Genomic DNA, 20228 nt, shown 5'->3' with positions numbered 1-20228 from the left:
TGCCTCACCACCCACTCGCCATCCCGGCCCCTCTTTCCCCCCGAGATCACGCTTTTCAGTCTTGGGGTCATCTGCATCCACACCGATTCACATGTTGCATTTTGGTGACTTTGGTGTTTCCATTTTGAGCACCGGACGATATTGTATATACAAATTATCCCCTCAACGGAATTGAACCATGCGGATCACAAGGAGAGAAAATGGAACCTGAACACACGCTCACTGCACCGGCAGGATCAGGGGCCGGCATCAAGCTGCTGCTGGCCAGCCTGCTTGGCATCGCCATCTTTTTTGTTCCCTTCGAGCTTGGCGGGCGCAGCACCATAGTGGTGGATCACCTGGCCGGCTTTCTGATTGCCCAGCGCCCCCTTGCCCTGACCCTCATTCTCTTGCTCATCGCCTATGGCGCCATCACCCCCTTGCTGGATGGCCGCTGGCGCGCCCGTCCCATCGACAGGGTATTGAGCCTGTTCAAGCTGCTCGGGCTGGCCCTGGCCATTTTGTATGTCACAGACTGGGGCCCTGCCTGGTTGATGACCCCGGATCGCCTCCCCTTCCTGTTCGATAAACTGGCCATGTCTGTGGGTCTCATCGTGCCTATCGGCGCCATGGCCCTGACCTTCCTGCTCGGTTTCGGCCTGCTGGAATTCATCGGGGTGCTGATGCAACCTGTGATGCGCCCCCTGTGGCGCACGCCGGGTCACTCCGCCATCGATGCCGTCGCCTCTTTCGTCGGCAGCTACTCGGTGGGCCTGCTCATCACCAACCGGGTCTTCCTCGCGGGCAAGTACACGGTGCGAGAAGCCGTTATCATCGCCACCGGCTTCTCCACCGTCTCGGCCGCCTTCATGATCATCGTGGCCAAGACCCTCAACCTGATGGGACACTGGAACTTCTACTTCTGGTCCACCCTGGTGATCACTTTCGTCATCACCGCCATCCTGGCGCGTGTTCCTCCCATCAGTCGCCTGGCTCACCATGGGGAGACCGACGAGCCGCTACCGGCTGGCATGAGCCGCTGGCAGGCGGCCCTCACCTGCGGCCTGACCCAGTCCCACCAGGCCGATCCCCTGTTGCGGCAATTGAAGGACAACCTCAGGGACGGACTTCACATGGCCGCTGCCGTGGTGCCCACCATACTGTCCGTCGGTCTGCTGGGCCTGCTGCTGGCAAAGCACACTCCCCTGTTCGATCTGCTGGGCTGGCTGCTCTGGCCACTGACCTGGCTGCTGGATCTCGGCGAACCGCTCGCCACCGCCAAGGCCCTCTCGGCCGGTCTGGCCGAGATGTTCCTGCCCGCCATCCTGCTCAAGGATGCCGACCTGCTGGTGCGCTATGTCGCGGCCGTGGTTTCGGTCAGCTCGGTACTCTTCTTCTCTGCCTCCATCCCCTGCATCCTGGCCACCCGGATCCCGGTGAGCGTGGGACAGCTGGTGGTGATCTGGCTGCTGCGCACCCTGCTTGGCATCCTGCTGGCCGCCTTGTGCGGCAGGCTGGCACTGGCCCTCGGCTGGCTCGGTTGACCAGGGCTCACAAAAAAACAAAGCGCCATCAGGCGCTTTGTTTTTATCGGGATTGTCTCAGGGGGCGATGACGGCGAACCGGCCGCTGTTGAAATCATCTATCGCCTGATGGATCTCTGCCTCGCTGTTCATGACAAAGGGCCCATAACCCACGATGGGTTCATCGATGGGCTCGCCACTCAACAGCAACAAGCTGGCCTCGCCCTCCGCCTCCAGCATGAACTCCTCCCCGTTGGGATCGAGCAGCACCAGTTGTGCTTCGCCCGCGCGCTCCTGACCGTTGATCAAGAGAGAACCCTTGAGCACCACCAAGGCACTGTTCCATCCCGCTACCGCCGGCAGCACCACACTGGCCCCGCCCTTGAGCCACAAATCCCAGATGTTCATGGGCGAGAAGGTGCGGGCTGGCCCCTCTACCTCGCCTTGTTGCAACCCGGCATCGTTCCCGGCGATGATGCGCACCCGCACGTCGCCCTCCTTGAGGCTCAGTTGCGGGATGGTGTCGCTGGTGATGCCCTGATAACCGGGCGTCGACATCTTGTGTTTGGCGGGCAGGTTGACCCACAGCTGCACCATGTCGAGGGTACCACCACGACGGGTGAACCCCTGGGAGTGGAATTCGTCGTGCATGATGCCGGCGGCGGCCGTCATCCACTGCACGTCTCCCGGACCGATGGTCCCCCCCTGGCCGGTCGAGTCGCGATGGGCGACCTCCCCTTCATAGACGATGGTGACCGTCTCAAAACCACGGTGCGGGTGCTCCCCCACGCCCCTGGCATGATCGGCGGGCTCGAAATGTGCCGGGCCAGCCCTGTCCAGCAGCAGGAAGGGGCTCAAGGCGCGGCCATGGGTCTGATACGAGAACAGCGAGCGAACCGGGAATCCGTCGCCGACCCAGTGTTGTCGAGGGGCGCTGTAAATACCGATGACTCTTTTCATGATGCTCTCCTGGGTGATCGTCACGGGATGTGTCGTTGCTCGCATTGTGAGTCTGGAACGCTGCGTCCGGTAGACGTAAAATTGGCCATCAGCGTCCTATTTTGTGAACGATAACCCCATGCAACAGGATCTCAACGACCTCTATTTCTATGTCCAGGTGGTGGATCACGGGGGCTTTGCCCAGGCCGGCAGGGCCCTCGGCATGCCCAAATCGCGGCTCAGCCGCCGCATCGCCATGCTGGAGGAGCGACTCGGAGTGCGCCTTATCCAGCGTTCCACCCGCAGCTTCACCGTCACCGAACTCGGGCAGGCTTATTACACCCGTTGCCGGGCCATGCTGGTGGAAGCCGATGCGGCGCAGGATCTCATCGCCGCGACCCAGAGCGAGCCTTGCGGTCTGGTTCGCATCGCCTGCCCCATCGATCTGCTGCACGCCCACGTAGGGAGGATGCTGGTCTCCTTCGCCCTGGCCCATCCCAGCGTCAAGGTGCAGCTCGTCGGGGTCAACCGGGCGGTGGATTTGGTCGCGGAGGGGTTGGACATGGCGCTCAGGGTGCGACCACTGCCCCTGGAGGACAGCGATCTCGCCATGCGGGTGCTGGGTTATGCGACCCAGTGTCTGGTGGCAAGCCCGGCCCTTGTCGCGTCACTCGGCATGCCCCAGGCCCCCGCAGATCTGCTGTCATGGCCGAGCCTCGGTCACGGCGCCAGCCTGGAAGGCCATCACTGGACCCTGCTGGGCCCCGATGGTGCCCGAGTCAAACAGCACCACAGCCCCCACTTTGCCACCACCGACATGCAGACATTGCGTCAGGGGGCGATCGACGGGCTCGGGGTCGTGCAACTGCCCACCATGATGATGAATGAGCCCCTGGCCGATGGCCGGCTGGTGCGTCTGCTCCCCGACTGGGCACCGCGCCAGGAGGTGATCCACGCGGTCTTCCCCTCACGCCGCGGTCTGCTGCCTGCCATCCGCGCCCTCATCGATCATCTGGTCGAGGGCTTCTCCCACCAGGGGCAGGCAAGTACGCCGCCCCCGCCATGATCTGTGCATGGCCGTTCCCGGGTGTGCTGACATGCAAAAGGCCAGAGCTTGGCTCTGGCCTTTTCATTTTCCCCTTCACAGAGGAGGGGAAACGGATACGGGCCGTATCCTCAGAAGGGCATTTTGAAGCCCGGGGGCAATTGCATACCGCCGGTCAGCTCGCCCATCTTGGCCTTGTTCTGCTCTTCCACGCGGCGCACGGCGTCATTGACGGCGGCGGCGACCAGATCTTCCAGCATCTCCTTGTCGTCTTCCATCAGGCTGGGATCGATCTCGATACGACGCACGCTGTGGCTGCCGGCCATGGTCACCTTGACCATGCCTGCGCCCGCCTCGCCGACCACTTCCATCTGGGCCAGCTGCTCTTGCATCTTCTGCATGCGCTCTTGCATCTGTTGGGCCTGTTTCATCAGGTTACCCATTCCACCTTTACCAAACATAGATCGTCTCTCGTCTTGAAATCCGGCATCCAGCGCCGGGCTGTGGGTTCATCTGCCCTAAGTGGGGGCAGCCAAAAGTCTTTTCAACCGGGGACAAACCCCGGCACGGTTTTTTCACCGCAATTCAGCGACTCAGTGGTTCGATGCTCTCGGGATGGAGCACGGCGCCGAAACGCTGCTGCAAGAATTGTACGTTGGGATCCGCCGCCAGATCCCGGCTCACCTGTTCACGCACCCCGAGATAGAGACGATGCTCTATCTCGAGCGGCGTCTCCCGCGCGGGATCCGAGCCCAGGGTCACATCGATGTGAACCGGGCCGCCCAGCTCGGGACCGATGATCTCGGCCAGATCGGCGCGGGCCTTGTCGCTCACCAGATGGCGCTGCTCGGGTTTGAGCAGCAGGGAGACCCGATTGCCTTCCCGGGTCATCACCGCGTTGATGGCCAGTTGGCGCAGCCGACCACCCACCCCGGTGCGGGCGATGAGCTCGGCCCAGGCGTCCCCGCAATTGACCAACAAGGACGAGGGGATCAGACGGGCGACCTCCCCCTCCTCCTCGGGTTGTTCGTCGCTCTCCAGGGCATCCCAGTCGATGGTCTCCATCAACGCAATGGCGGGCTGAGGCTCGCAGGCGGCCACTGGAGGCGCGGCAGACACCATAGCGGCAACCACAGGTGCCGCCGCATCCGCGCTGCCGGCGTCAGCGCCCAGATCCCAGGGCGGCAGATCCTCCTGCGAAGGAGGTGCCATGGTGGCGGGAGCTGGCTGGGCGGAAGTCACTGCCCGCGTGGGCAACGGGGCACTGGCAAACCCCTCGTCAAACCCCTGATTCAGATACTCTTCGTAGTCACTGGCCCCCTCTTCATAGGCATCGAGAGGGGGCAGGTCGTCATACCCTGTTTGCAAGGCAGGTCCCTGCCCCGGCATCTCGGGCCGCGCCGCTGGTTGCACCTCGGTCTGGGGTGAAGTTGCGAAGGCAGGCATCGCAGGGGCCGGTTTGGTCGCGGCCACCGGTTTGACGGGAGTGACCCGGGCGGGCGCGGCGTTTGCACTCTGCTCGCCACGCAGGCGGCTTCGCAGCAGATTGCGCTTGCCAAGCAGGCTCTGCATGCTGGAGGTCGAAGAGATGGCGACGTCTTCCCCTTGAACCTCAACCTGCTGCGTCTGCCCGGCGTCATCCGCCGCCAACGGCCCAGAGGCAGGCTCTGCAGGCGGACTGGCAGGCACCACGGCCTCGTAACCCATCCGTTCGGCCTCACGCAGCAGCTCATCCTGCTCGGCAAAGAGCGGATCCAGCACTGCGCCCTCCTCCGCCTTGGGTGAGGGGGCGACGTGCTCGGCCTCAAGGACAGATGCTGGCGCGGCGGGAGCCTGTGGTGCTGCACTGGCAGCCGGGGCCGGCTCAGCCCCCTGGGGCTTTCCCGGCAGGAGCGGCGCGCTTTCCCTCGCAGCCGCCATCACGCCGGGGTGCCCTGTCATGAGAGGTTGGGCCGCCAGGTTGGCGGGATGGACCACCTCGCGCCGGGGAGAGAAGGCCAGCATCCGCAGACAGGTCATCTCCAGTGCGGTGCGCCCGTCAGGGGCCCAGGGCAGATCCTTGCGCCCCCCCAGCACGATTTGATAGCAGAGCTGCACCTCTTCCGGGCTCATGGCTCCGGCAAGCTGCAGCAAGGCATCGGCATCCGCCCCCTGCTCCTGCACGCTCGCAGGCAGCAGTTGCGCCATGGCCACCCGGTGGAGCAAGGCTTCCAGCTCGGCGTGAAGCTGGTCGAAATCCGGCCCCAGGGTAGCAATCTCGGTGATCTTGGCCATGGTGGCCGGGGCATCCTGGCGCAGCACCGCCTCCAGCAACTGGTGCAGGTGGTGATGATCGAGGGTCCCCAGCATGGTGAGCACGCTCTCCAGGCGCACGCTGCCGTTGCCGTGGGCCAACGCCTGATCGGTGAGGCTCAGGGCATCGCGCATGCTGCCATCGGCCGCCTTGGCCAGGGCCAGCAGGGCGCGAGGCTCGAAGGGTTGTCCCTCCTGATCCAGCACCCATTCGAGCTGCCTGGCGATCTGGGTCTGATCCAGGCTCTTGAGATGAAACTGCAGGCAGCGCGAGAGGATGGTGATGGGGAGCTTCTGCGGATCCGTGGTGGCCAGCAGGAATTTCACATAGGGGGGCGGCTCTTCCAGGGTTTTGAGCAGCGCATTGAAGCTGTGGCGCGACAGCATGTGCACTTCATCGATGAGGTACACCTTGAAACGACCACGGGCCGGACGGTACTGCACGTTGTCGAGCAGCTCTCGGGTGTCTTCCACCTTGGTGCGGGACGCCGCATCGATTTCCAGCAGATCGACGAAATTGCCCTGATCGATCTCGCGGCAGGTATCGCACACACCGCACGGATGGCTGCTGATCCCCTGCTCGCAGTTGAGGCTCTTGGCCAGAATGCGGGCGATGGTGGTCTTGCCCACCCCGCGGGTCCCGCTCAGCAGGTAGGCATGGTGAAGCCGCCCCTGATCCAGGGCATTGGTCAGGGCCGTCAGCACATGTTGCTGGCCGACCACTTGTTCAAACGTATGGGGGCGCCATTTGCGCGCCAAAACCTGATAGCTCATAGATCTCGATGCTGGGAAACGAGGCATTGAGGCTGGATGCTAACACAAATGGAGGGCTGGCTGTATGGGGGATGCGCCGCCTTGGGAGGGATCGCTTGAATTTCAAACCGGTGCCCGTTCAGGCACCGGTTTGCGGCAGAAAGCAGGGTGACGAGGCCTGCCGCGCGAAGGGGCGATTTACGCCCCCGCGAGTTCCACCAGAGAGACCACCTTGACGCCGGCGGCGGTCAGGCGGGCATCACCGCCCAGGGACGGCAGGGAGATGATGAAGGCGGCATCCGCTACCTCACCGCCGGCGCGGCGGATGAGCTTGACGGTGGCATCGACGGTGCCGCCGGTGGCCAGCAGATCGTCCACCACCAGCACCTTGTCACCGGGCACGATGGCATCGGTGTGCAGTTGCAGGGTGTCGGTGCCGTACTCCAGGGCGTAGGACTCCTCGATGACGGCGCGGGGCAGCTTGCCCGGCTTGCGCACCGGCACGAACCCCAGCCCCATGGCGTAGGCAACCGGGGCGCCGAAGATGAAGCCACGGGCCTCGGTGCCAACAATCTTGGTGATGCCTTGATCACGGTAATGATCGGCCAGCAGATCGATGGTGGCCTTGAAGGCCTCGGCATTCTCGATCAGGCTGGTGATGTCGCGAAACAGAATGCCCGGCTTCGGATAGTCGGGAATGGTCTTGATGCTCGCTTCGATAAACTTCAGGGTTTCCGGATTCATTATTTGACCGCTTATTTTTTGAGCCCTGCCATGGCGGCGCACGGGGTCTCCGCCTGGGGGCAATAAAAAGGCCCGTCACGCAAAAATGACGAGCCGACTCCATAGCATTATTGCCGCGATAGCTTAGGGATTTCACTTCTTCATTGCAACCGGCTCCAGCACCGGCAGACGCATCAACCAGGTGAGCAGGATCACCATTATGACAACCAGCAGCCACCTCACCCAAGGCAACGGCACCACCAGCAGCGATACCGAGAACGAGATCAGGATGAAGATGATGGCGCGGCGTCTCGCGTGACGGCGAATGCCGCGATACTGCTGCCAGTCGAGGATGGGGGGGCCAAACCAGGGATGCGCCAGCAACCAGCCATGAAAGCGGGGGGAGGAGCGCGCAAACAGCGCCGCCGCCAGCAACATGAAGGGGGTGGTCGGCAACAGGGGCAGGACTATCCCGACTATCCCGGTGGCGAAGGCAAGCCAGCCCAGGGCCATCAGACACCAGCGTTTCATGGGTACTCCTCTGCATGTATCTCTGCCTTTAGCCTAACAGAGTTGGCCCGGAAGCTGACAGCCTGGCCCAGTCTGCGGCCGTCGATGGGGGCCATCGAGTGGGCAGACGGCTGACAATCCCGGCCATTGCCACTACAATCTGCGCTCTTTTTTCTCCCCTTGTCTTCGGAAGCAGCTATGCGCGTTATTTTGGCCCCCATGCAGGGGGTGCTGGATCACCTGATGCGGGAGGTCCTCACCTCCGTCAATGATTACGACCTCTGCGTCAGTGAATTCATCCGGGTGGTCGATCAACTGCTGCCCGCCAAGGTCTTCCATCGCCTCTGCCCCGAGCTCAAGCAGGATGGCAAGACCCGTGCAGGGACCCCGGTACGGGTGCAACTGCTGGGACAACATCCGGAGTGGCTGGCAGAAAATGCCATACGGGCCATCGAGCTCGGCTCTCCCGGGGTCGATCTCAACTTCGGCTGCCCTGCCCCCACGGTCAACAAGAGCAAGGGGGGCGCCGTGCTGCTCAAGGAGCCCGAGACCATCTATCGCATCGTCAAGGCGGTGCGGGAGGCCGTGCCTGCCCACCTGCCGGTGAGCGCCAAGATCCGTCTGGGATACGATGACAAGGATCTCTATCTGGACAACGCCCAGGCCGTCTATCAGGGGGGGGCCAACGAGCTGGCGGTGCATGCCCGCACCAAGCGCGAAGGCTACAAGGCGCCGGCACACTGGGAGTACGTGGACGCCATCCGCCGCGCCCTGCCCATCCCCGTCACCGCCAACGGCGAGATCTGGAACCATGCCGATGCCCTGACCTGTGCCCGGGTGTCCGGTTGCGATGCCCTCATGGTGGGCCGGGGCGCCATCTCCCTGCCCAACCTGGCCAACGTGATGAAGACGGGGTGTGCCCACATGAGCTGGGCCGAGGTACTGCAACTGATGGTGACCTACACCGAGCAGGATCTGGCGAGCGACAAGGCCGACTACTACCCGAGCCGCATCAAGCAGTGGTTCTCCTACATAGTGCGGGAATACCCCCAGGCCGACGAGCTGTTTCGCCGTATCCGCACCATCAAGACCGCAGAGGAGATCCGCTCCGCCCTCGAGCGCGAGTGCGCCTCACAGGCCTAGACTTGGCCGCCACCCCGCGGCGCCCTATGATGAAGGCTCATTGACAGGAGGTCAGGATGCAGGGAGTACCGGTCAACTTTACCCATCAGCACGACAGGGCCGATTTTCGCGCCCTGCCGGGGCAGCCTGCGACCGAGCTCTATCGCGCCCACATCCAGCACCACATCTTCGATCCCCATAGTCACGAGGGGTTTGGCCTCGGTGTCATCGAGTGCGGTGCCGAGCGCTTTCGCTATCGCGGCAGCCAGCTCCTGGCCGGTCCCGGCAGCCTGGTGCTGATGAACCCCGATGAGCTGCACACGGGCGAGTCAGCCTGCGAGCAGGGGTGGCGCTATCGCATGCTCTACCTGCCCGCCGACCGGCTCGAGGCCATCAGCGGCGAGCGCGACTGGTATTTCACCGATGCCGTGCGAAGCGATCCGCGCACTGCCCCCGTCCTGCAGGCGGCCCTGGATGCCCTCTGGCACTGTGACAGCGAGCTCGCCGCCGACGGCCTGCTGCTAAGGGTGTGCGAGACCCTGCGCCCCCATGCCCGGGCCCTGGCGGCCCCGCGCGAAGCGGCACACCCTCTGGGCCGCGCCATCGACTATATGCAGGCCTGTTTCGCTCGCCCCATTACCCTGGCCGAGCTGGCCGGTGCAGTGAACCTCAGCCCCTACCACTTCCAGCGCAGCTTCAAGGCCCGCTTTCACGTCACCCCCCAGCAGATGTTGATGGCCATCCGCCTGCAGCGCGCCAAGGGGTGGCTGGCCTCCGGCCTGCCCGCAGCCGAAGTGGCCGCCGCCTGTGGTCTGGCCGATCAGTCCCACCTCAACCGTGCCTTCCTGCGCCGCTATGGCACCACCCCGGTCCGCTACCAGAAACAGGTGCAGGCTGGCCGCTAAAGCGCAATCTGGTTCAATACGCCCCCCTTCCCCCCTGCTAGGCTGGCCTCCTTCTTCTTTACCGGATATGAAACATGTTGATCGGAGTCCTGTTTGCCCTGCTGGCCGGCCTGATGTGGGGGCTCATCTTCGTCGCCCCCCTCTTGGTGGACGGCTATCCCCCCGCCCTGCTCGCGAGCGGCCGCTACCTCGCCTTCGGCCTCATCGTACTGCCGCTCGCCTGGCAGGCCCGCAAACACCTGGCGGCCCTCTCGGCTAGCGACTGGCGAGAGGCCCTCGCCCTCACTCTTGTGGGGAACCTCCTCTACTACTTCTGCCTGTCGGGGGCCATCTTTCGCATCGGCTCGCCCCTGGCGGCCATGTTTATCGGCACCCTGCCGGCGGTGACGGCCCTGGCCGCCAACCGCCTCTATGGCGCACGGGACGGTCGCCTCTCCCGCACCCGGCTCTACCCGTCCCTGGTGCTGATGGGGGCCGGCCTCTATCTGGTCAACAGCGCCGAGCTGATCTGGCACACCGAGGCACGCACCGAACAACTGCTTGGGCTCGCCCTGGCGGTGGGCGCCGTGCTGTGCTGGACCTGGTATCCCCTGCGCAACGCCCGCTGGTTGCGCGAGCACCCGGGCCGCAGTCCGGCCGTCTGGGCCACCGCCCAGGGGCTGGTGACCCTGCCGGTGGCGCTCATTGCCTATCTCGGCAGCCTCGGCCATCTTGCCCTGAGCGCACCGGACTTTCCCCTGCCCTTCGGGCCGACGCCCCTGCGCTTCGTGCTGCTGATGGGGGCGGTGGGGCTCTTCTGCTCCTGGCTCGGCACCCTGTGCTGGAACGAGGCGAGCCAGCGCCTGCCGACCGTGCTGGTCGGGCCGCTCATTGTGTTCGAGACTCTGGCGGGGCTCTTGTACGCTTTTATGCTGCGCGGGATCATGCCCCCCATGAGTACCCTGGTAGGTGTCGTCTGTCTGGTGGCGGGGGTGCTCTACGTCATCACCGGCAAGCCGCAGCACCTGCCGGAAAAACCCGTCAAAGCACGGTTAACTTGACTCATGTCATCTTGATAAACCGCGGGTTTCCCTATACTGGCCGAGTTTTATCACTCGTTTTTGGGGGCTGCTGTGTGTGAAGTGACGCAAGCCCGGTTGGCCGAATGGCATCAGCGCCTTCTGACCGACTGGGCGCAAACAAGAGAGGAGCTGATTCGTCAGCTCAAGGCCTGTCGACAAGATGACTGGGCACAGAAGGTGGAGCGCTGCGAGCGGGATCAACTGGTTGATCTGACCAGCCGTCTCGATCTGCCCGGGGTGGAACACAGCGTGGCACGCCTCAAGCGGCTCGACGCGGCGCTCTGCCAGATGGATCTGGGGCTCTATGGCTTCTGCTCCGATTGTGAGGAGCCGCTGCTCCCTGAACAGCTGGAACAGGATCCGACCCTGCAACGCTGCCCGCGCTGCGAGGCCCGCTACCGCAAGGGATTCCACGCTCACGAACTCTGATGGGGGCACCCTTTGTGCCCGCCATTTCCCTCCTCCACCCCTTCTCGCTTCCCATCATGACCAACCCCCTGGTGCGACGATCCCGGCAACCCCTGGGGGCAGCCGCACAGGCATGAAAAAGGGGAGTCATGGACTCCCCTTCTCGTACTGCGTACTCGTCACTGGGCCAGCAGGTGGCCTACCAGCTCATGACGCCACCCTTGCAGCAGCATGGGCTTGTCCGCCCTGGCCCGCTCCTCGGCACTCATGCGCCAGCTCCAGGTGAAGTACTGGTGGATGATCTTCTTGCTCGCCACCAGCTCCGGTGGAATGTTGCTGGCCTTGGCCTTCTCCTCCACCATGGCCTTGATGCGCTTGAGCTCGGCCTTGTACTGGGGGAAGTCCACCAGACGGCGGATGGGATCGGGCCAGCTCGCAGGGTCGCTCTGCTGGGCGGCGGCGACGATGTCCAGCATCCGCTTGCCGTGGATCTTGATCTCGATGGGCGAGAGGCCCAGCTCGTTAAGATCCCGAAGGGAAGCGGGACGACGCTCCGCCACCTTGAACAGGTGCAGCTCTTTGACCACGAAGTTGAGGGCAAGATCCCGACGTACCGCTTCCTGCTGGCGCCAGGCGGCCAGCTCGCGCAGGATGGCCAGCTCGCGGCGACCCAGTTGCCAGGCGTTGACTATCTCGAGGTAGGCCTGACGGGGATCGCTGCCCTGGGTCTTGCGGGCGGAGTGGTTCTGGCACTCCTGTTCGAACCAGGGGAACTTGCCGCTCTCGCGCAGTCTGGCCATCACCTTCTCGTAGAGGGGCATGAGGTAGAAGACATCCGCCGCGGCATATTCCAGCTGACGAGGGGTAAGGGGGCGCGCCAGCCAGTCGGTACGGGCCTGATCCTTCTCAAGCTCAACCCCGAGGAATTCGTTGACCAGGGCGCCAAACCCCACCGACACGCCATGGCCCAGGAAGGCTGCCGCCAGCTGGGTATCGTGCATCTGGTTGGGCAGGTGACCCGCCTGATGCTGGATGAGTTCCAGATCCTCACCGGAGGCGTGCAGGATGGCAATCTGTCCGGCCCGACCGAGGCGCTGCCACAAACCGGAGAGCTCCAGGGTCAGGGGATCGAGCAGGGCAAGCTGCTTGCCATCGTAGATCTGGAACAGACCGAGCTGGGGATAGTAGGTACGGGTGCGAACGAATTCGGTATCGATGGCCAGGGGAACGTCGGCCAGAGAAGCGAGATACTGATCCAGTTCGGCTTGCTGTGAAATGAGTTGATATTGCATCGTTGCCTGCACGTTGGTCGGATCCAGAAAGAAAAAACCGTGGATATCCCACGGTTTTGCATAACGACAGCGCTGGACTGCAAAGCAGTGCATGCCGGTTACTGCTTGGCAATCTCCTCGTCGCGCAGTACGCGGCGCAGGATCTTGCCCACGTTGGTCTTGGGAAGTTCGTCGCGAAATTCTACCAGTTTCGGCACCTTATAGGCAGTCAGATGTTTGCGGCAGTGGGCAATTATCTCCTCTTCCGCCAGCTTTGCATCTTTCTTGACCACGAAGATCTTCACCTGCTCGCCGGACACCGGGTTGGGTACGCCGACGGCGGCTACCTCCAGCACCTTGGGATGCAGGGCCACCACGTCTTCTATCTCGTTCGGGTAGACGTTGAAGCCGGAGACCAGGATCATGTCCTTCTTGCGATCGACGATCTTGAAGAAGCCCTGCTCGTCGCATACCGCGATGTCGCCGGTGCAGAGCCAGCCATCCTGCATCACCTCGGCGGTCGCCTCCGGGCGCTGCCAGTAGCCGGTCATCACCTGAGGACCGCGCACCTGCATCTCGCCGGGGGCACCCCGTTCGGTGACCTGGTTCCCCTCGTCATCCACCAGACGGATCTCGGTGGAGCAGACCGGCAGGCCGATGGAGCCGTTGTAATCCACCAGATCATAGGGGCAGACGCTCACCAGGGGCGAGCACTCGGTCAGGCCATAGCCCTCCAGCAGCGGGGTGCCGGTCAGCCCCTTCCACTGCTCGGCCACCGCCCGTTGCACCGCCATGCCGCCACCGATGGTGAGCTTGAGCTTGGCAAAATCCATGCTCTTGAAGTCGTCGTTGTTGACCAGGGCGTTGAACAGGGTGTTCACCCCGGTGATGCAGGTGAAAGGATACTTTTTGATCTCTTTGACAAAACCCGGAATGTCGCGGGGGTTGCTGATGAGCAGGTTGTAGCCCCCCAGACGCATGAACAGCAGGCAGTTCACCGTCAGGGCGAAGACGTGATAGAGCGGCAGCGCCGTGACCACGAACTCCTTGCCGCGCTCCAGCACGGGGCCATAGACACCGAGGCACTGCTCGACGTTGGCGATCATGTTGCGATGAGTCAGCATGGCCCCCTTGGAGAGGCCGGTGGTCCCGCCGGTGTATTGCAGGAAGGCGATGTCCTGGTTGCTGATCTCGGGTTTGATGTACTGCAGGTAGCGCCCCTTGGCGAGGGCCTGGCGCATGGTGCTGGCATGGGGCAGGTTGTACTTGGGCACCAGCTTCTTGACGTATTTGACCACGAAGTTGACCAAGGTCCCCTTGGCCAGCCCCAGGTTGTCCCCCATCCGGGTCAGGATCACGTGCTTGACCGGGGTGTCATACACCACTTTTTCCAGGGTATGGGCAAAGTTGGAGACGATGACGATGGCCTTGGCGCCGGAGTCTTTCAACTGATGCTCCAGCTCGCGCGGGGTATAGAGGGGGTTGACGTTCACCACCGTCATGCCGGCCCGCAGGATGCCGAATACCGCGATGGGGTATTGCAGCAGGTTCGGCATCATCACGGCCACCCTGTCCCCCTTGCCGAGCTTCAGCTCGTTTTGCAGGTAGGCGGCGAAGGCTCGGGACTGCTCCTCCAGCCGGCGGTAGGTAATGGTCTGCCCCATGTTGACGAAGGCGGGTTGATCGGCGAACTGGTTCACCGACTCTTCAAACATCTCGACCAGAGAGCCGTATTGGTCTGGATTGATCTCGGCGGGCACCCCTTCTGGATAACGCTTCAGCCAGACTCTTTCCACGAACTTCTCCTGCATAACTCGCACCTGTGCGCTCACTGTGTTGCCTCCGTCCCTGTCACATCCATTTCAATCAGTTGTTTTAAGTTCATGCTCTAATGCCGCACATATTTACATAAGGCAACATCAATTAACAGTGAATTAACAACGGGAAGTGTGAGGGAGAAAGCAAACCTGACATGATTCAAAGCCGCCGATCCTACCGGATTTGAGCGAAGTTTTCGATATAAACGGCGGTTTCTGATGAATTTTCCATATGAAAATGATGGCCTCCTGCCACTGTCACCCGTTCAATGTGGCCAAAGGCCGCCTCCCGCAACTGCCACTGTGCCAGGAGCCCGGGGAAGCCCTGCTCTCCCCGGATAAAGAGCACCGGACAGGCGATGGCCCGGATCAGGGCCTGGGCCTGCCCCTCGCTCATGCGCAGGGGCGAGAGATCGCGAAGACGGGGATCACTGCGCCAATACCAGCGCCCTGCCCGCGCCTCCAGTTGTCGCTCGCAGATAAGGCGTGCCGCACTCGGGGGGATGTCCGCCACCTTGCAGCGGGCAGCCACCGCCTCCTCGAGGGTGGTAAATCCACTGGTTGCACGCTCACGGGTACGAGTGCGGTTGAGGATGGCGCGGCGCAGCTGCCCCGGTACCTCCTCGTCGGGCTGGCTCAAGGGGCCGAGCCCCTCCAGCAGAATGAGCCGCTCGATTTGTTCGGGAAAAACGCCGGCATAGGCAGAGGCAATCAGCGCCCCCAGGGAGTGACCAAGCAGGATGAAACGCTGCCAGCCCGCGGCCTGGGTGATCTGGTAGAGATCATCCAGCCAGTCCACGAAGACATAGGGAGTCGACTTGTGATCGGAGTGACCATGGCCCGGCAGATCGACGCAGACCAGATGAAACGCCCCCAGCCAGGGGGCCAGAGGCAAAAAGCTGGCACCGTTGTCGAGCCAGCCATGGAGGGCCACCAGCAGCGGTCTGCCCTCCTGACCATTGTCCAGCAGGGCGATGTGCCGCCCGTCCGCCAGGCGCAGCCTGCGCTCCTGCAATGTCGCCGTCATCCGGGCTCCTCAGCGGCGCAGGGGCCGTCTGGGCCAGAAGGGATCATAGAAAGGATCGTAAAAGTAGGGATCCATGTAGCGGATCTCCACCTCCTTCACCGGTGGCCACAGCTTGCTCCCCGTCACCTTGAGTACCGAGAAGCGATACTTGTGCTCGCCAATCTGGCTGTCCACCGGCTTGTCGAGGGTGCCGAGCACCGTCAGGCTGCGACCCTTGGCATAGAGGGTCGGGTCGACAAACCCCTGCATGATGGCGAGAAAACGACCGGGGCTCTGCTCGGTCTGCTCCGGCACCCCGTTAGACTTGAGGGGCAGATAGACCACCTCGATGACACTCTGATCCGCCTTGTTGTGGACCGCCGAGATGACACCGCTCCAGCGGGCCGGCTTGCCTTCCATTCCCTGCAGAGCGGGTTGATAGGCCACCAGCTGATCCGCAGGCTCATAGGCAAGCTCTTTGGGCACCGTGCTGCAACCGCCCAGCAGCAGCCCCACCAATCCCAGCATGATCACGGATTTTCTCATTCGTCTCTCCATCATCGTCCGATAAAGCAGCCCGGGCAGCTGTTGCCGCCTATTCGCGACCCGGCAGTTTCTTCCAGGTCACCTTGTCACGCAGATAGACAGGGGTGGCTTGCTCAACCGGCACCGCCTCACCCGCAAACCAGGCCTGGCGTGCCAGAGGCAGCATGTCGGCGGCCGCCGGGAAACGCACCTGGCTTGGCATCAGCACATCTGCCAGGCCGCACAGGGTCTCGCCATAGGTTTCAAAACCGGTGCCAACGCAGCTCACCGCGCCAGTCAGCTTGTCACGGGCCTGCACCAGTGCGGCTGGTTCGCTCACCACCTCCTCGCCCACCAGCGTCATCACCCCGTCCACCAAGGCGTAGTGGCCGAAATAGACCTCGTCCATGCGCGCATCGATGGCGGCAAGCACCTGCTCGGCCCCTTCCAGCTTATGGGCCCCCTGGGCCATGGCTGCCAGGGTGGAGACACCGATCATCGGCACGCCGGCACCAAAGGCGAGCCCCTGGGCCACGCTGATCCCGATCCGTACCCCGGTGAAGGAGCCAGGCCCACGACCGAAGGCGATGGCGTCGAGCTCATCCAACGATAGACCGGCTTTATCCAACAGAGCCTGAACCATGGGCAGGATCTTGCGGGTATGGTCACGCGGCGCCTCTTCCCAGCGGGAGTAGAGGGTATCGCCCACCAAGAGGGCTGCGGAGCAGGCTTCGGTGGCGGTATCCACGGCCAGGATCTTCAACTCATCCATTCTTTTTATTCTCTTCACATCAGTCAGTTAAATCGTCAGCATGGCCAAGGCCTGCCGTCATGCATGGCCGGGTGCAATCAGCCCCGGCGCGGCGGACTCACTCCCGTGGTCCGAAAAATTCTCCCAGGGTCGCCAGCTCCCGGGTCCGTGGAATAGCAGGCAGGCTCTTGATGAAGGTGGCGCCATAGGGCTTGTTGACCACCCGGGGATCACAAATAACCAGTACGCCGTGATCACTGCGATCACGGATGAGCCGCCCCACCCCCTGCTTGAGGGCAATCACCGCCTTGGGCAACTGCAGCTCGGCAAAGGGATCTCCCCCCTTGAGCTTGCAATCCTCCACCCGTGCCTTGAGCTGGGGATCGTCCGGGCTCGCAAAGGGCAGCTTGTCGATGATAACACAGGACAATGCCGCCCCCCGCACGTCTATCCCTTCCCAGAAACTGCTGGTGGCTACCAGCACGGCCCGACCGTTTTCCACGAAGGTCTTGAGCAGCCGCTGCTTGTTGTCTTCCCCTTGCAGCAGGACGGTGCGGCCGATTTCCCGGCGTAGCACCTCAGCCACCTGGCGCATCACCTGATGGCTGGTGCAGAGGAAGAAGCACCCCCCCGGCGTCTTGTTGATGAGGGGGATCATCAGGGTCGCCAGCTGCTCCCCGCGCCCGAAGGCATTGGGCTCTGGCAGGAAACGGGGTACGCACAGGCGCGCCTGCTCGGCGTAATCGAACGGACTGTCGAGAATGAGTTCGGCGCTGCCGGCCAGCCCCATCTCGGCGACGAAGTGGGCGAAGCGATTGTCCACCGTCAAGGTGGCCGAGGTGAAGACCCAGGCCACCTCGGGGCGCTGCACCTCGGCACCGAAGCGCTCGGCGACCGACAGCGGCGTCAGATTGAGGGTAAAGTGCAGACGCGAACAGTCATACCAGTAGGAGAAACCAGTCTGGTTGACCGCCAGCACCTCCCCAAGGCGAGTACGCAGCTCACTGATGCGCTCGAAACAGTGATCCAGCTGCTCCCCTCGCCCGAGCGCCAGTTTCAGCACTTCATAACAGAGCCCGATGGCATCGTTGAGGCGAGCCAGCGCCTGGGCCCAGAGGGATTGTCTCAGCAGATCCCGGGTGTTGCCGCGCCCCCCCTCCACGCCGAAGGCAAGGCGCAGATCCTGACTGGCAATGGCGAGCCTGTCCGCCGCCTTGCCAAGCTGGGCCATGTCATGAGCCTCTGCCCGGTAGGCGAGCTGGATATCCTGCGCCAAATCCTGGATGGTGCGGCTGCCCACGGACTTGCCGAAGTAGTGGCTGGCGATCTCGGGCAGCTGGTGCGCCTCGTCGAATACATAGACCTGCGCCTCGGGCACCAGCTCGCCAAAGCCGGTGTCTTTGACCGCCATGTCGGCGAAAAAGAGGTGGTGGTTGATCACCACTACCTGGGCGTCCATGGCACGGCGCCGGGCGATGACCAGGTGACAATCATCGTAATAGGGGCAGTCGCGACCCAGGCAGTTGTCGTTGGTGCTGGTGACGTGGGCAAGGATCTCGGCGTTCTCCTGTAGCCCCGGGATATCTCCCACATTGCCGTTGTCGGTGGCGGTCGACCAGGATTTGACCTTCACGAGATCGCTCAGGATCTCGGGCTTTTGCAGATGGGATTCACTCAACAGCCGGTTCATCCGCTCGATGCAGAGGTAATTGCTGCGCCCCTTGAGCAATGCCACCGGCGGGGTGTAGTGAAGCGCCCCCGTGATGGTGGGCAGATCCCGATAAAAGAGCTGCTCTTGCAGGTTCTTGGACCCGGTGCTGATCACCACCCGCTTGCCGGATTCCAGCGCAGGCACCAGATAGGCATAGGTTTTGCCAGTGCCCGTTCCAGCCTCCACCAGCAAGCGGCCACCTTGCTTGATGGCGCGCGACACCGCTTCGGCCATCTCCAGTTGCGGGGCACGGGCCTTGAAGCCGTCAATATGGCGGGCCAGGGGGCCGTCTGGCTTGAACAGGGTCTGGATGATGGTCAAAGGCATGTCCCGCTGCAAAAGCGGGCATTATGCCAAAAGCGCGGAAAAAGCGGGACTGATAATGCGTTCAGACGAAGAGATCAATCCGGTGGTCCGGATCCGGTTTGTGATCATCATCCTGCACCGCTGGTTGATCAGGCTTTGGCGGCTGCTCTCTCTGCTGGCGATGCTGGCCACCGCCGCCATTGTCGGTGCCTATCTTGCGCAGCTGATGTTTCTGGCTGATCTGGGTCACCTCCCGCTTGATGTCATCCGGGCTCGGTGTCGAGGGTGCGCGGGGCAGGATGGGAAATAACAGGTCCTGGCTGGGCATGATGTCGCCTCCTTTGGCATCTCATTGTCTAGTTATCGACCAGAAAACCGTTTTCTCAACTTTAATCGTCCGGATCACATTTTTCGGTTGCATTTTCTGTCAAGGCAGGTAGTTTAAACCGGGCGTCAACAACGGCATCTGATTTGTAAAGGATTGATTACATCATGAAGTTCACCAACCTGAAGACTCATCATCACCATCATCATCCCGAATAGTCTTTCAGGAGGTTGACTGCTGGAAGACACTTAACTGGTGACTTCCAAAAGGACCGCAAGATTCATGAACCCTCGGAAGCACATACTTCCGAGGGTTTTTTCGTTTTTGACTAAAAGGAAATCGAGCAATGGAAACACAACGTCTGCGCATCGCCATGCAAAAATCCGGTCGTCTGAGCCAGGATTCCCAGGCCCTCTTCAAGAGCTGCGGCCTCAAGATCAACCTGCGGGAACAGCGCCTCATCGCCCATGTCGAGAACATGCCCATCGACATTCTGCGAGTGCGTGATGACGACATCCCGGGTCTGGTGATGGAAGGGGTGGTCGATCTTGGCATCATCGGCGAGAACGTTCTCGAAGAGGTGCAGCTCATCCGCGCAGCCCAGGGGCAGCCCTTTGCGGTGAAGACCCTCAAGCAGCTCGACTTCGGCGGCTGCCGCCTCTCTCTGGCGGTGCCGGACGATGTCAACTACACAGGACCCGAGAGCCTGGCCGGCAAACGCATCGCCACCTCCTACCCCGGTCTGCTCAAGCGCTTCTTCGACGAGAAGGGCCTGGGCTTCAAGAGCGTGATGCTGGGCGGCTCGGTGGAAGTGGCCCCCCGCGCGGGTCTGGCCGATGCCATCTGCGATCTGGTCTCCACCGGCGCAACCCTGGAAGCCAACGGCCTGAAAGAGGTCGAGGTGATCTACCGCTCCAAGGCCGTCCTGGTGCAGGCCCCCAACCCCCTGAACGATGCCAAGCAGAAACTCATCGACAAGCTGCTGCCCCGCATCCAGGGGATGCAGCAGGCACGCGAAAGCAAATACATCATGCTGCACGCCCCCAAAGACAAGCTCGATGCCATCACCGATCTGCTGCCGGGGGCGGAGCGTCCCACCATCATGCAGCTCGCCGGTGACACCAACCAGGTGGCCCTGCACGTCGTCTCCAGCGAAACCCTGTTCTGGGAGACCATGGAACAGCTCAAGGCCCTGGGTGCCAGCTCCATCCTGGTGCTGCCCATTGAAAAGATGATGGAATAAGCCGAGATGATGG

General features: G+C 62.6%; 19 protein-coding genes and 1 other annotated feature. Of the genes, 7 read left to right on the top strand and 12 right to left on the bottom strand.

The window, feature by feature from the left end; genetic code table 11:
* Positions 1-200 precede the first annotated feature (200 nt).
* The gene (locus tag AB5Y47_RS09050) at positions 201-1523 is read left to right on the top strand and encodes a YjiH family protein (RefSeq protein WP_010674712.1); all 1323 of its coding nucleotides are present in this window, start codon (positions 201-203) and stop codon (positions 1521-1523) included.
* A 57-nt stretch (positions 1524-1580) separates the two neighbouring features.
* On the opposite strand, the gene AB5Y47_RS09045 is transcribed toward AB5Y47_RS09050, so the two are convergent.
* A complete protein-coding gene (locus AB5Y47_RS09045; protein WP_368220160.1) occupies positions 1581-2462 on the bottom strand; it encodes a pirin family protein in 882 nt (293 codons plus the stop codon).
* Between the two features lie 118 nt (positions 2463-2580).
* On the opposite strand from AB5Y47_RS09045, the gene AB5Y47_RS09040 reads away from it, so the two are divergent.
* The gene (locus AB5Y47_RS09040; RefSeq protein WP_368220159.1) at positions 2581-3507 is read left to right on the top strand and encodes a LysR family transcriptional regulator; all 927 of its coding nucleotides are present in this window, start codon (positions 2581-2583) and stop codon (positions 3505-3507) included.
* Positions 3508-3617: 110 nt separating this feature from the next.
* Here AB5Y47_RS09040 and AB5Y47_RS09035 read toward each other — a convergent pair whose 3' ends face one another.
* The 4 genes from AB5Y47_RS09035 to AB5Y47_RS09020 form a co-directional block, all read right to left on the bottom strand.
* Positions 3618-3947, bottom strand: a complete 330-nt coding sequence (locus AB5Y47_RS09035) for a YbaB/EbfC family nucleoid-associated protein (protein WP_005301028.1) — start codon at positions 3945-3947, stop codon at positions 3618-3620.
* Positions 3948-4071: 124 nt separating this feature from the next.
* On the bottom strand, positions 4072-6552 hold the full coding sequence (dnaX, locus tag AB5Y47_RS09030) for a DNA polymerase III subunit gamma/tau (RefSeq protein WP_368220158.1): 2481 nt from the start codon (positions 6550-6552) through the stop codon (positions 4072-4074).
* Between the two features lie 177 nt (positions 6553-6729).
* Positions 6730-7275 (bottom strand): adenine phosphoribosyltransferase, encoded by a 546-nt coding sequence (gene apt / locus AB5Y47_RS09025; protein WP_010674707.1) that lies wholly within the window; start codon positions 7273-7275, stop codon positions 6730-6732.
* Between the two features lie 132 nt (positions 7276-7407).
* Entirely contained in the window at positions 7408-7785 is a 378-nt protein-coding gene (locus AB5Y47_RS09020; RefSeq protein ID WP_039039141.1) for a YbaN family protein, read from the bottom strand.
* A 177-nt stretch (positions 7786-7962) separates the two neighbouring features.
* Here AB5Y47_RS09020 and dusC point away from each other — a divergent pair, with 177 nt between their 5' ends.
* The 4 genes from dusC to AB5Y47_RS09000 all read left to right on the top strand — a co-directional run bounded on the left by dusC (position 7963) and on the right by AB5Y47_RS09000 (position 11281).
* Positions 7963-8907 carry a tRNA dihydrouridine(16) synthase DusC gene (gene dusC / locus AB5Y47_RS09015; RefSeq protein WP_368220157.1) on the top strand — a complete coding sequence of 315 codons (945 nt, stop codon included), beginning with the start codon at positions 7963-7965 and terminating at the stop codon, positions 8905-8907.
* Positions 8908-8963: 56 nt separating this feature from the next.
* Positions 8964-9791: an AraC family transcriptional regulator gene (locus AB5Y47_RS09010; protein ID WP_128295888.1), complete on the top strand. Its 828-nt coding sequence runs from the start codon at positions 8964-8966 to the stop codon at positions 9789-9791.
* Between the two features lie 74 nt (positions 9792-9865).
* On the top strand, positions 9866-10831 hold the full coding sequence (locus AB5Y47_RS09005) for a DMT family transporter (protein ID WP_368220156.1): 966 nt from the start codon (positions 9866-9868) through the stop codon (positions 10829-10831).
* A gap of 81 nt (positions 10832-10912) precedes the next feature.
* Positions 10913-11281: a TraR/DksA C4-type zinc finger protein gene (locus AB5Y47_RS09000; protein WP_039039175.1), complete on the top strand. Its 369-nt coding sequence runs from the start codon at positions 10913-10915 to the stop codon at positions 11279-11281.
* A 158-nt stretch (positions 11282-11439) separates the two neighbouring features.
* On the opposite strand, the gene rnd is transcribed toward AB5Y47_RS09000, so the two are convergent.
* The 7 genes from rnd to AB5Y47_RS08965 all read right to left on the bottom strand — a co-directional run bounded on the left by rnd (position 11440) and on the right by AB5Y47_RS08965 (position 18975).
* Positions 11440-12552 carry a ribonuclease D gene (rnd, locus tag AB5Y47_RS08995; protein ID WP_042865294.1) on the bottom strand — a complete coding sequence of 371 codons (1113 nt, stop codon included), beginning with the start codon at positions 12550-12552 and terminating at the stop codon, positions 11440-11442.
* A 98-nt stretch (positions 12553-12650) separates the two neighbouring features.
* Positions 12651-14327 (bottom strand): long-chain-fatty-acid--CoA ligase FadD, encoded by a 1677-nt coding sequence (fadD, locus tag AB5Y47_RS08990; protein WP_139737180.1) that lies wholly within the window; start codon positions 14325-14327, stop codon positions 12651-12653.
* 196 nt (positions 14328-14523) lie between these two features.
* A complete protein-coding gene (locus AB5Y47_RS08985; RefSeq protein WP_323935383.1) occupies positions 14524-15375 on the bottom strand; it encodes an alpha/beta hydrolase in 852 nt (283 codons plus the stop codon).
* Positions 15376-15384: 9 nt separating this feature from the next.
* Positions 15385-15900 carry a Slp family lipoprotein gene (locus AB5Y47_RS08980; RefSeq protein WP_039039136.1) on the bottom strand — a complete coding sequence of 172 codons (516 nt, stop codon included), beginning with the start codon at positions 15898-15900 and terminating at the stop codon, positions 15385-15387.
* A 49-nt stretch (positions 15901-15949) separates the two neighbouring features.
* Positions 15950-16651: a tRNA (adenosine(37)-N6)-threonylcarbamoyltransferase complex dimerization subunit type 1 TsaB gene (gene tsaB / locus AB5Y47_RS08975; RefSeq protein ID WP_368220155.1), complete on the bottom strand. Its 702-nt coding sequence runs from the start codon at positions 16649-16651 to the stop codon at positions 15950-15952.
* 97 nt (positions 16652-16748) lie between these two features.
* Positions 16749-18668, bottom strand: coding sequence for an ATP-dependent DNA helicase (locus AB5Y47_RS08970; RefSeq protein WP_368220154.1), 1920 nt, complete (start codon positions 18666-18668; stop codon positions 16749-16751).
* Between the two features lie 61 nt (positions 18669-18729).
* Entirely contained in the window at positions 18730-18975 is a 246-nt protein-coding gene (locus AB5Y47_RS08965; protein WP_128295884.1) for a hypothetical protein, read from the bottom strand.
* Positions 18976-19165: 190 nt separating this feature from the next.
* Positions 19166-19290, top strand: a sequence feature (His leader region).
* A 28-nt stretch (positions 19291-19318) separates the two neighbouring features.
* On the opposite strand from AB5Y47_RS08965, the gene hisG reads away from it, so the two are divergent.
* Complete coding sequence (gene hisG, locus AB5Y47_RS08960; RefSeq protein ID WP_010674694.1) at positions 19319-20215, top strand: ATP phosphoribosyltransferase; 897 nt, start codon at positions 19319-19321, stop codon at positions 20213-20215.
* The last annotated feature ends 13 nt before the right edge of the window (positions 20216-20228 follow it).

It is taken from the genome of Aeromonas sp. R7-2 (assembly GCF_040908105.1).
GTDB lineage: Bacteria > Pseudomonadota > Gammaproteobacteria > Enterobacterales > Aeromonadaceae > Aeromonas > Aeromonas caviae.
The sequence above is the reverse complement of the archived record's forward strand: the minus strand, read 5'-3'. Positions and strand labels throughout refer to the sequence as shown.

Bases quoted from the DNA above. Each gene is read 5' to 3' on its own strand.
- dnaX (WP_368220158.1), bottom strand. From the start codon at position 6,552: ATGAGCTATCAGGTTTTGGCGCGCAAATGGCGCCCCCATACGTTTGAA.
- AB5Y47_RS09045 (WP_368220160.1), bottom strand. From the start codon at position 2,462: ATGAAAAGAGTCATCGGTATTTACAGCGCCCCTCGACAACACTGGGTC.
- apt (WP_010674707.1), bottom strand. From the start codon at position 7,275: ATGAATCCGGAAACCCTGAAGTTTATCGAAGCGAGCATCAAGACCATT.
- dusC (WP_368220157.1), top strand. From the start codon at position 7,963: ATGCGCGTTATTTTGGCCCCCATGCAGGGGGTGCTGGATCACCTGATG.
- AB5Y47_RS08980 (WP_039039136.1), bottom strand. From the start codon at position 15,900: ATGAGAAAATCCGTGATCATGCTGGGATTGGTGGGGCTGCTGCTGGGC.
- hisG (WP_010674694.1), top strand. From the start codon at position 19,319: ATGGAAACACAACGTCTGCGCATCGCCATGCAAAAATCCGGTCGTCTG.
- AB5Y47_RS09005 (WP_368220156.1), top strand. From the start codon at position 9,866: ATGTTGATCGGAGTCCTGTTTGCCCTGCTGGCCGGCCTGATGTGGGGG.
- AB5Y47_RS09020 (WP_039039141.1), bottom strand. From the start codon at position 7,785: ATGAAACGCTGGTGTCTGATGGCCCTGGGCTGGCTTGCCTTCGCCACC.
- tsaB (WP_368220155.1), bottom strand. From the start codon at position 16,651: ATGGATGAGTTGAAGATCCTGGCCGTGGATACCGCCACCGAAGCCTGC.
- AB5Y47_RS09050 (WP_010674712.1), top strand. From the start codon at position 201: ATGGAACCTGAACACACGCTCACTGCACCGGCAGGATCAGGGGCCGGC.
- AB5Y47_RS08985 (WP_323935383.1), bottom strand. From the start codon at position 15,375: ATGACGGCGACATTGCAGGAGCGCAGGCTGCGCCTGGCGGACGGGCGG.
- AB5Y47_RS09035 (WP_005301028.1), bottom strand. From the start codon at position 3,947: ATGTTTGGTAAAGGTGGAATGGGTAACCTGATGAAACAGGCCCAACAG.
- AB5Y47_RS08965 (WP_128295884.1), bottom strand. From the start codon at position 18,975: ATGCCCAGCCAGGACCTGTTATTTCCCATCCTGCCCCGCGCACCCTCG.
- AB5Y47_RS09040 (WP_368220159.1), top strand. From the start codon at position 2,581: ATGCAACAGGATCTCAACGACCTCTATTTCTATGTCCAGGTGGTGGAT.
- rnd (WP_042865294.1), bottom strand. From the start codon at position 12,552: ATGCAATATCAACTCATTTCACAGCAAGCCGAACTGGATCAGTATCTC.
- AB5Y47_RS09010 (WP_128295888.1), top strand. From the start codon at position 8,964: ATGCAGGGAGTACCGGTCAACTTTACCCATCAGCACGACAGGGCCGAT.
- AB5Y47_RS08970 (WP_368220154.1), bottom strand. From the start codon at position 18,668: ATGCCTTTGACCATCATCCAGACCCTGTTCAAGCCAGACGGCCCCCTG.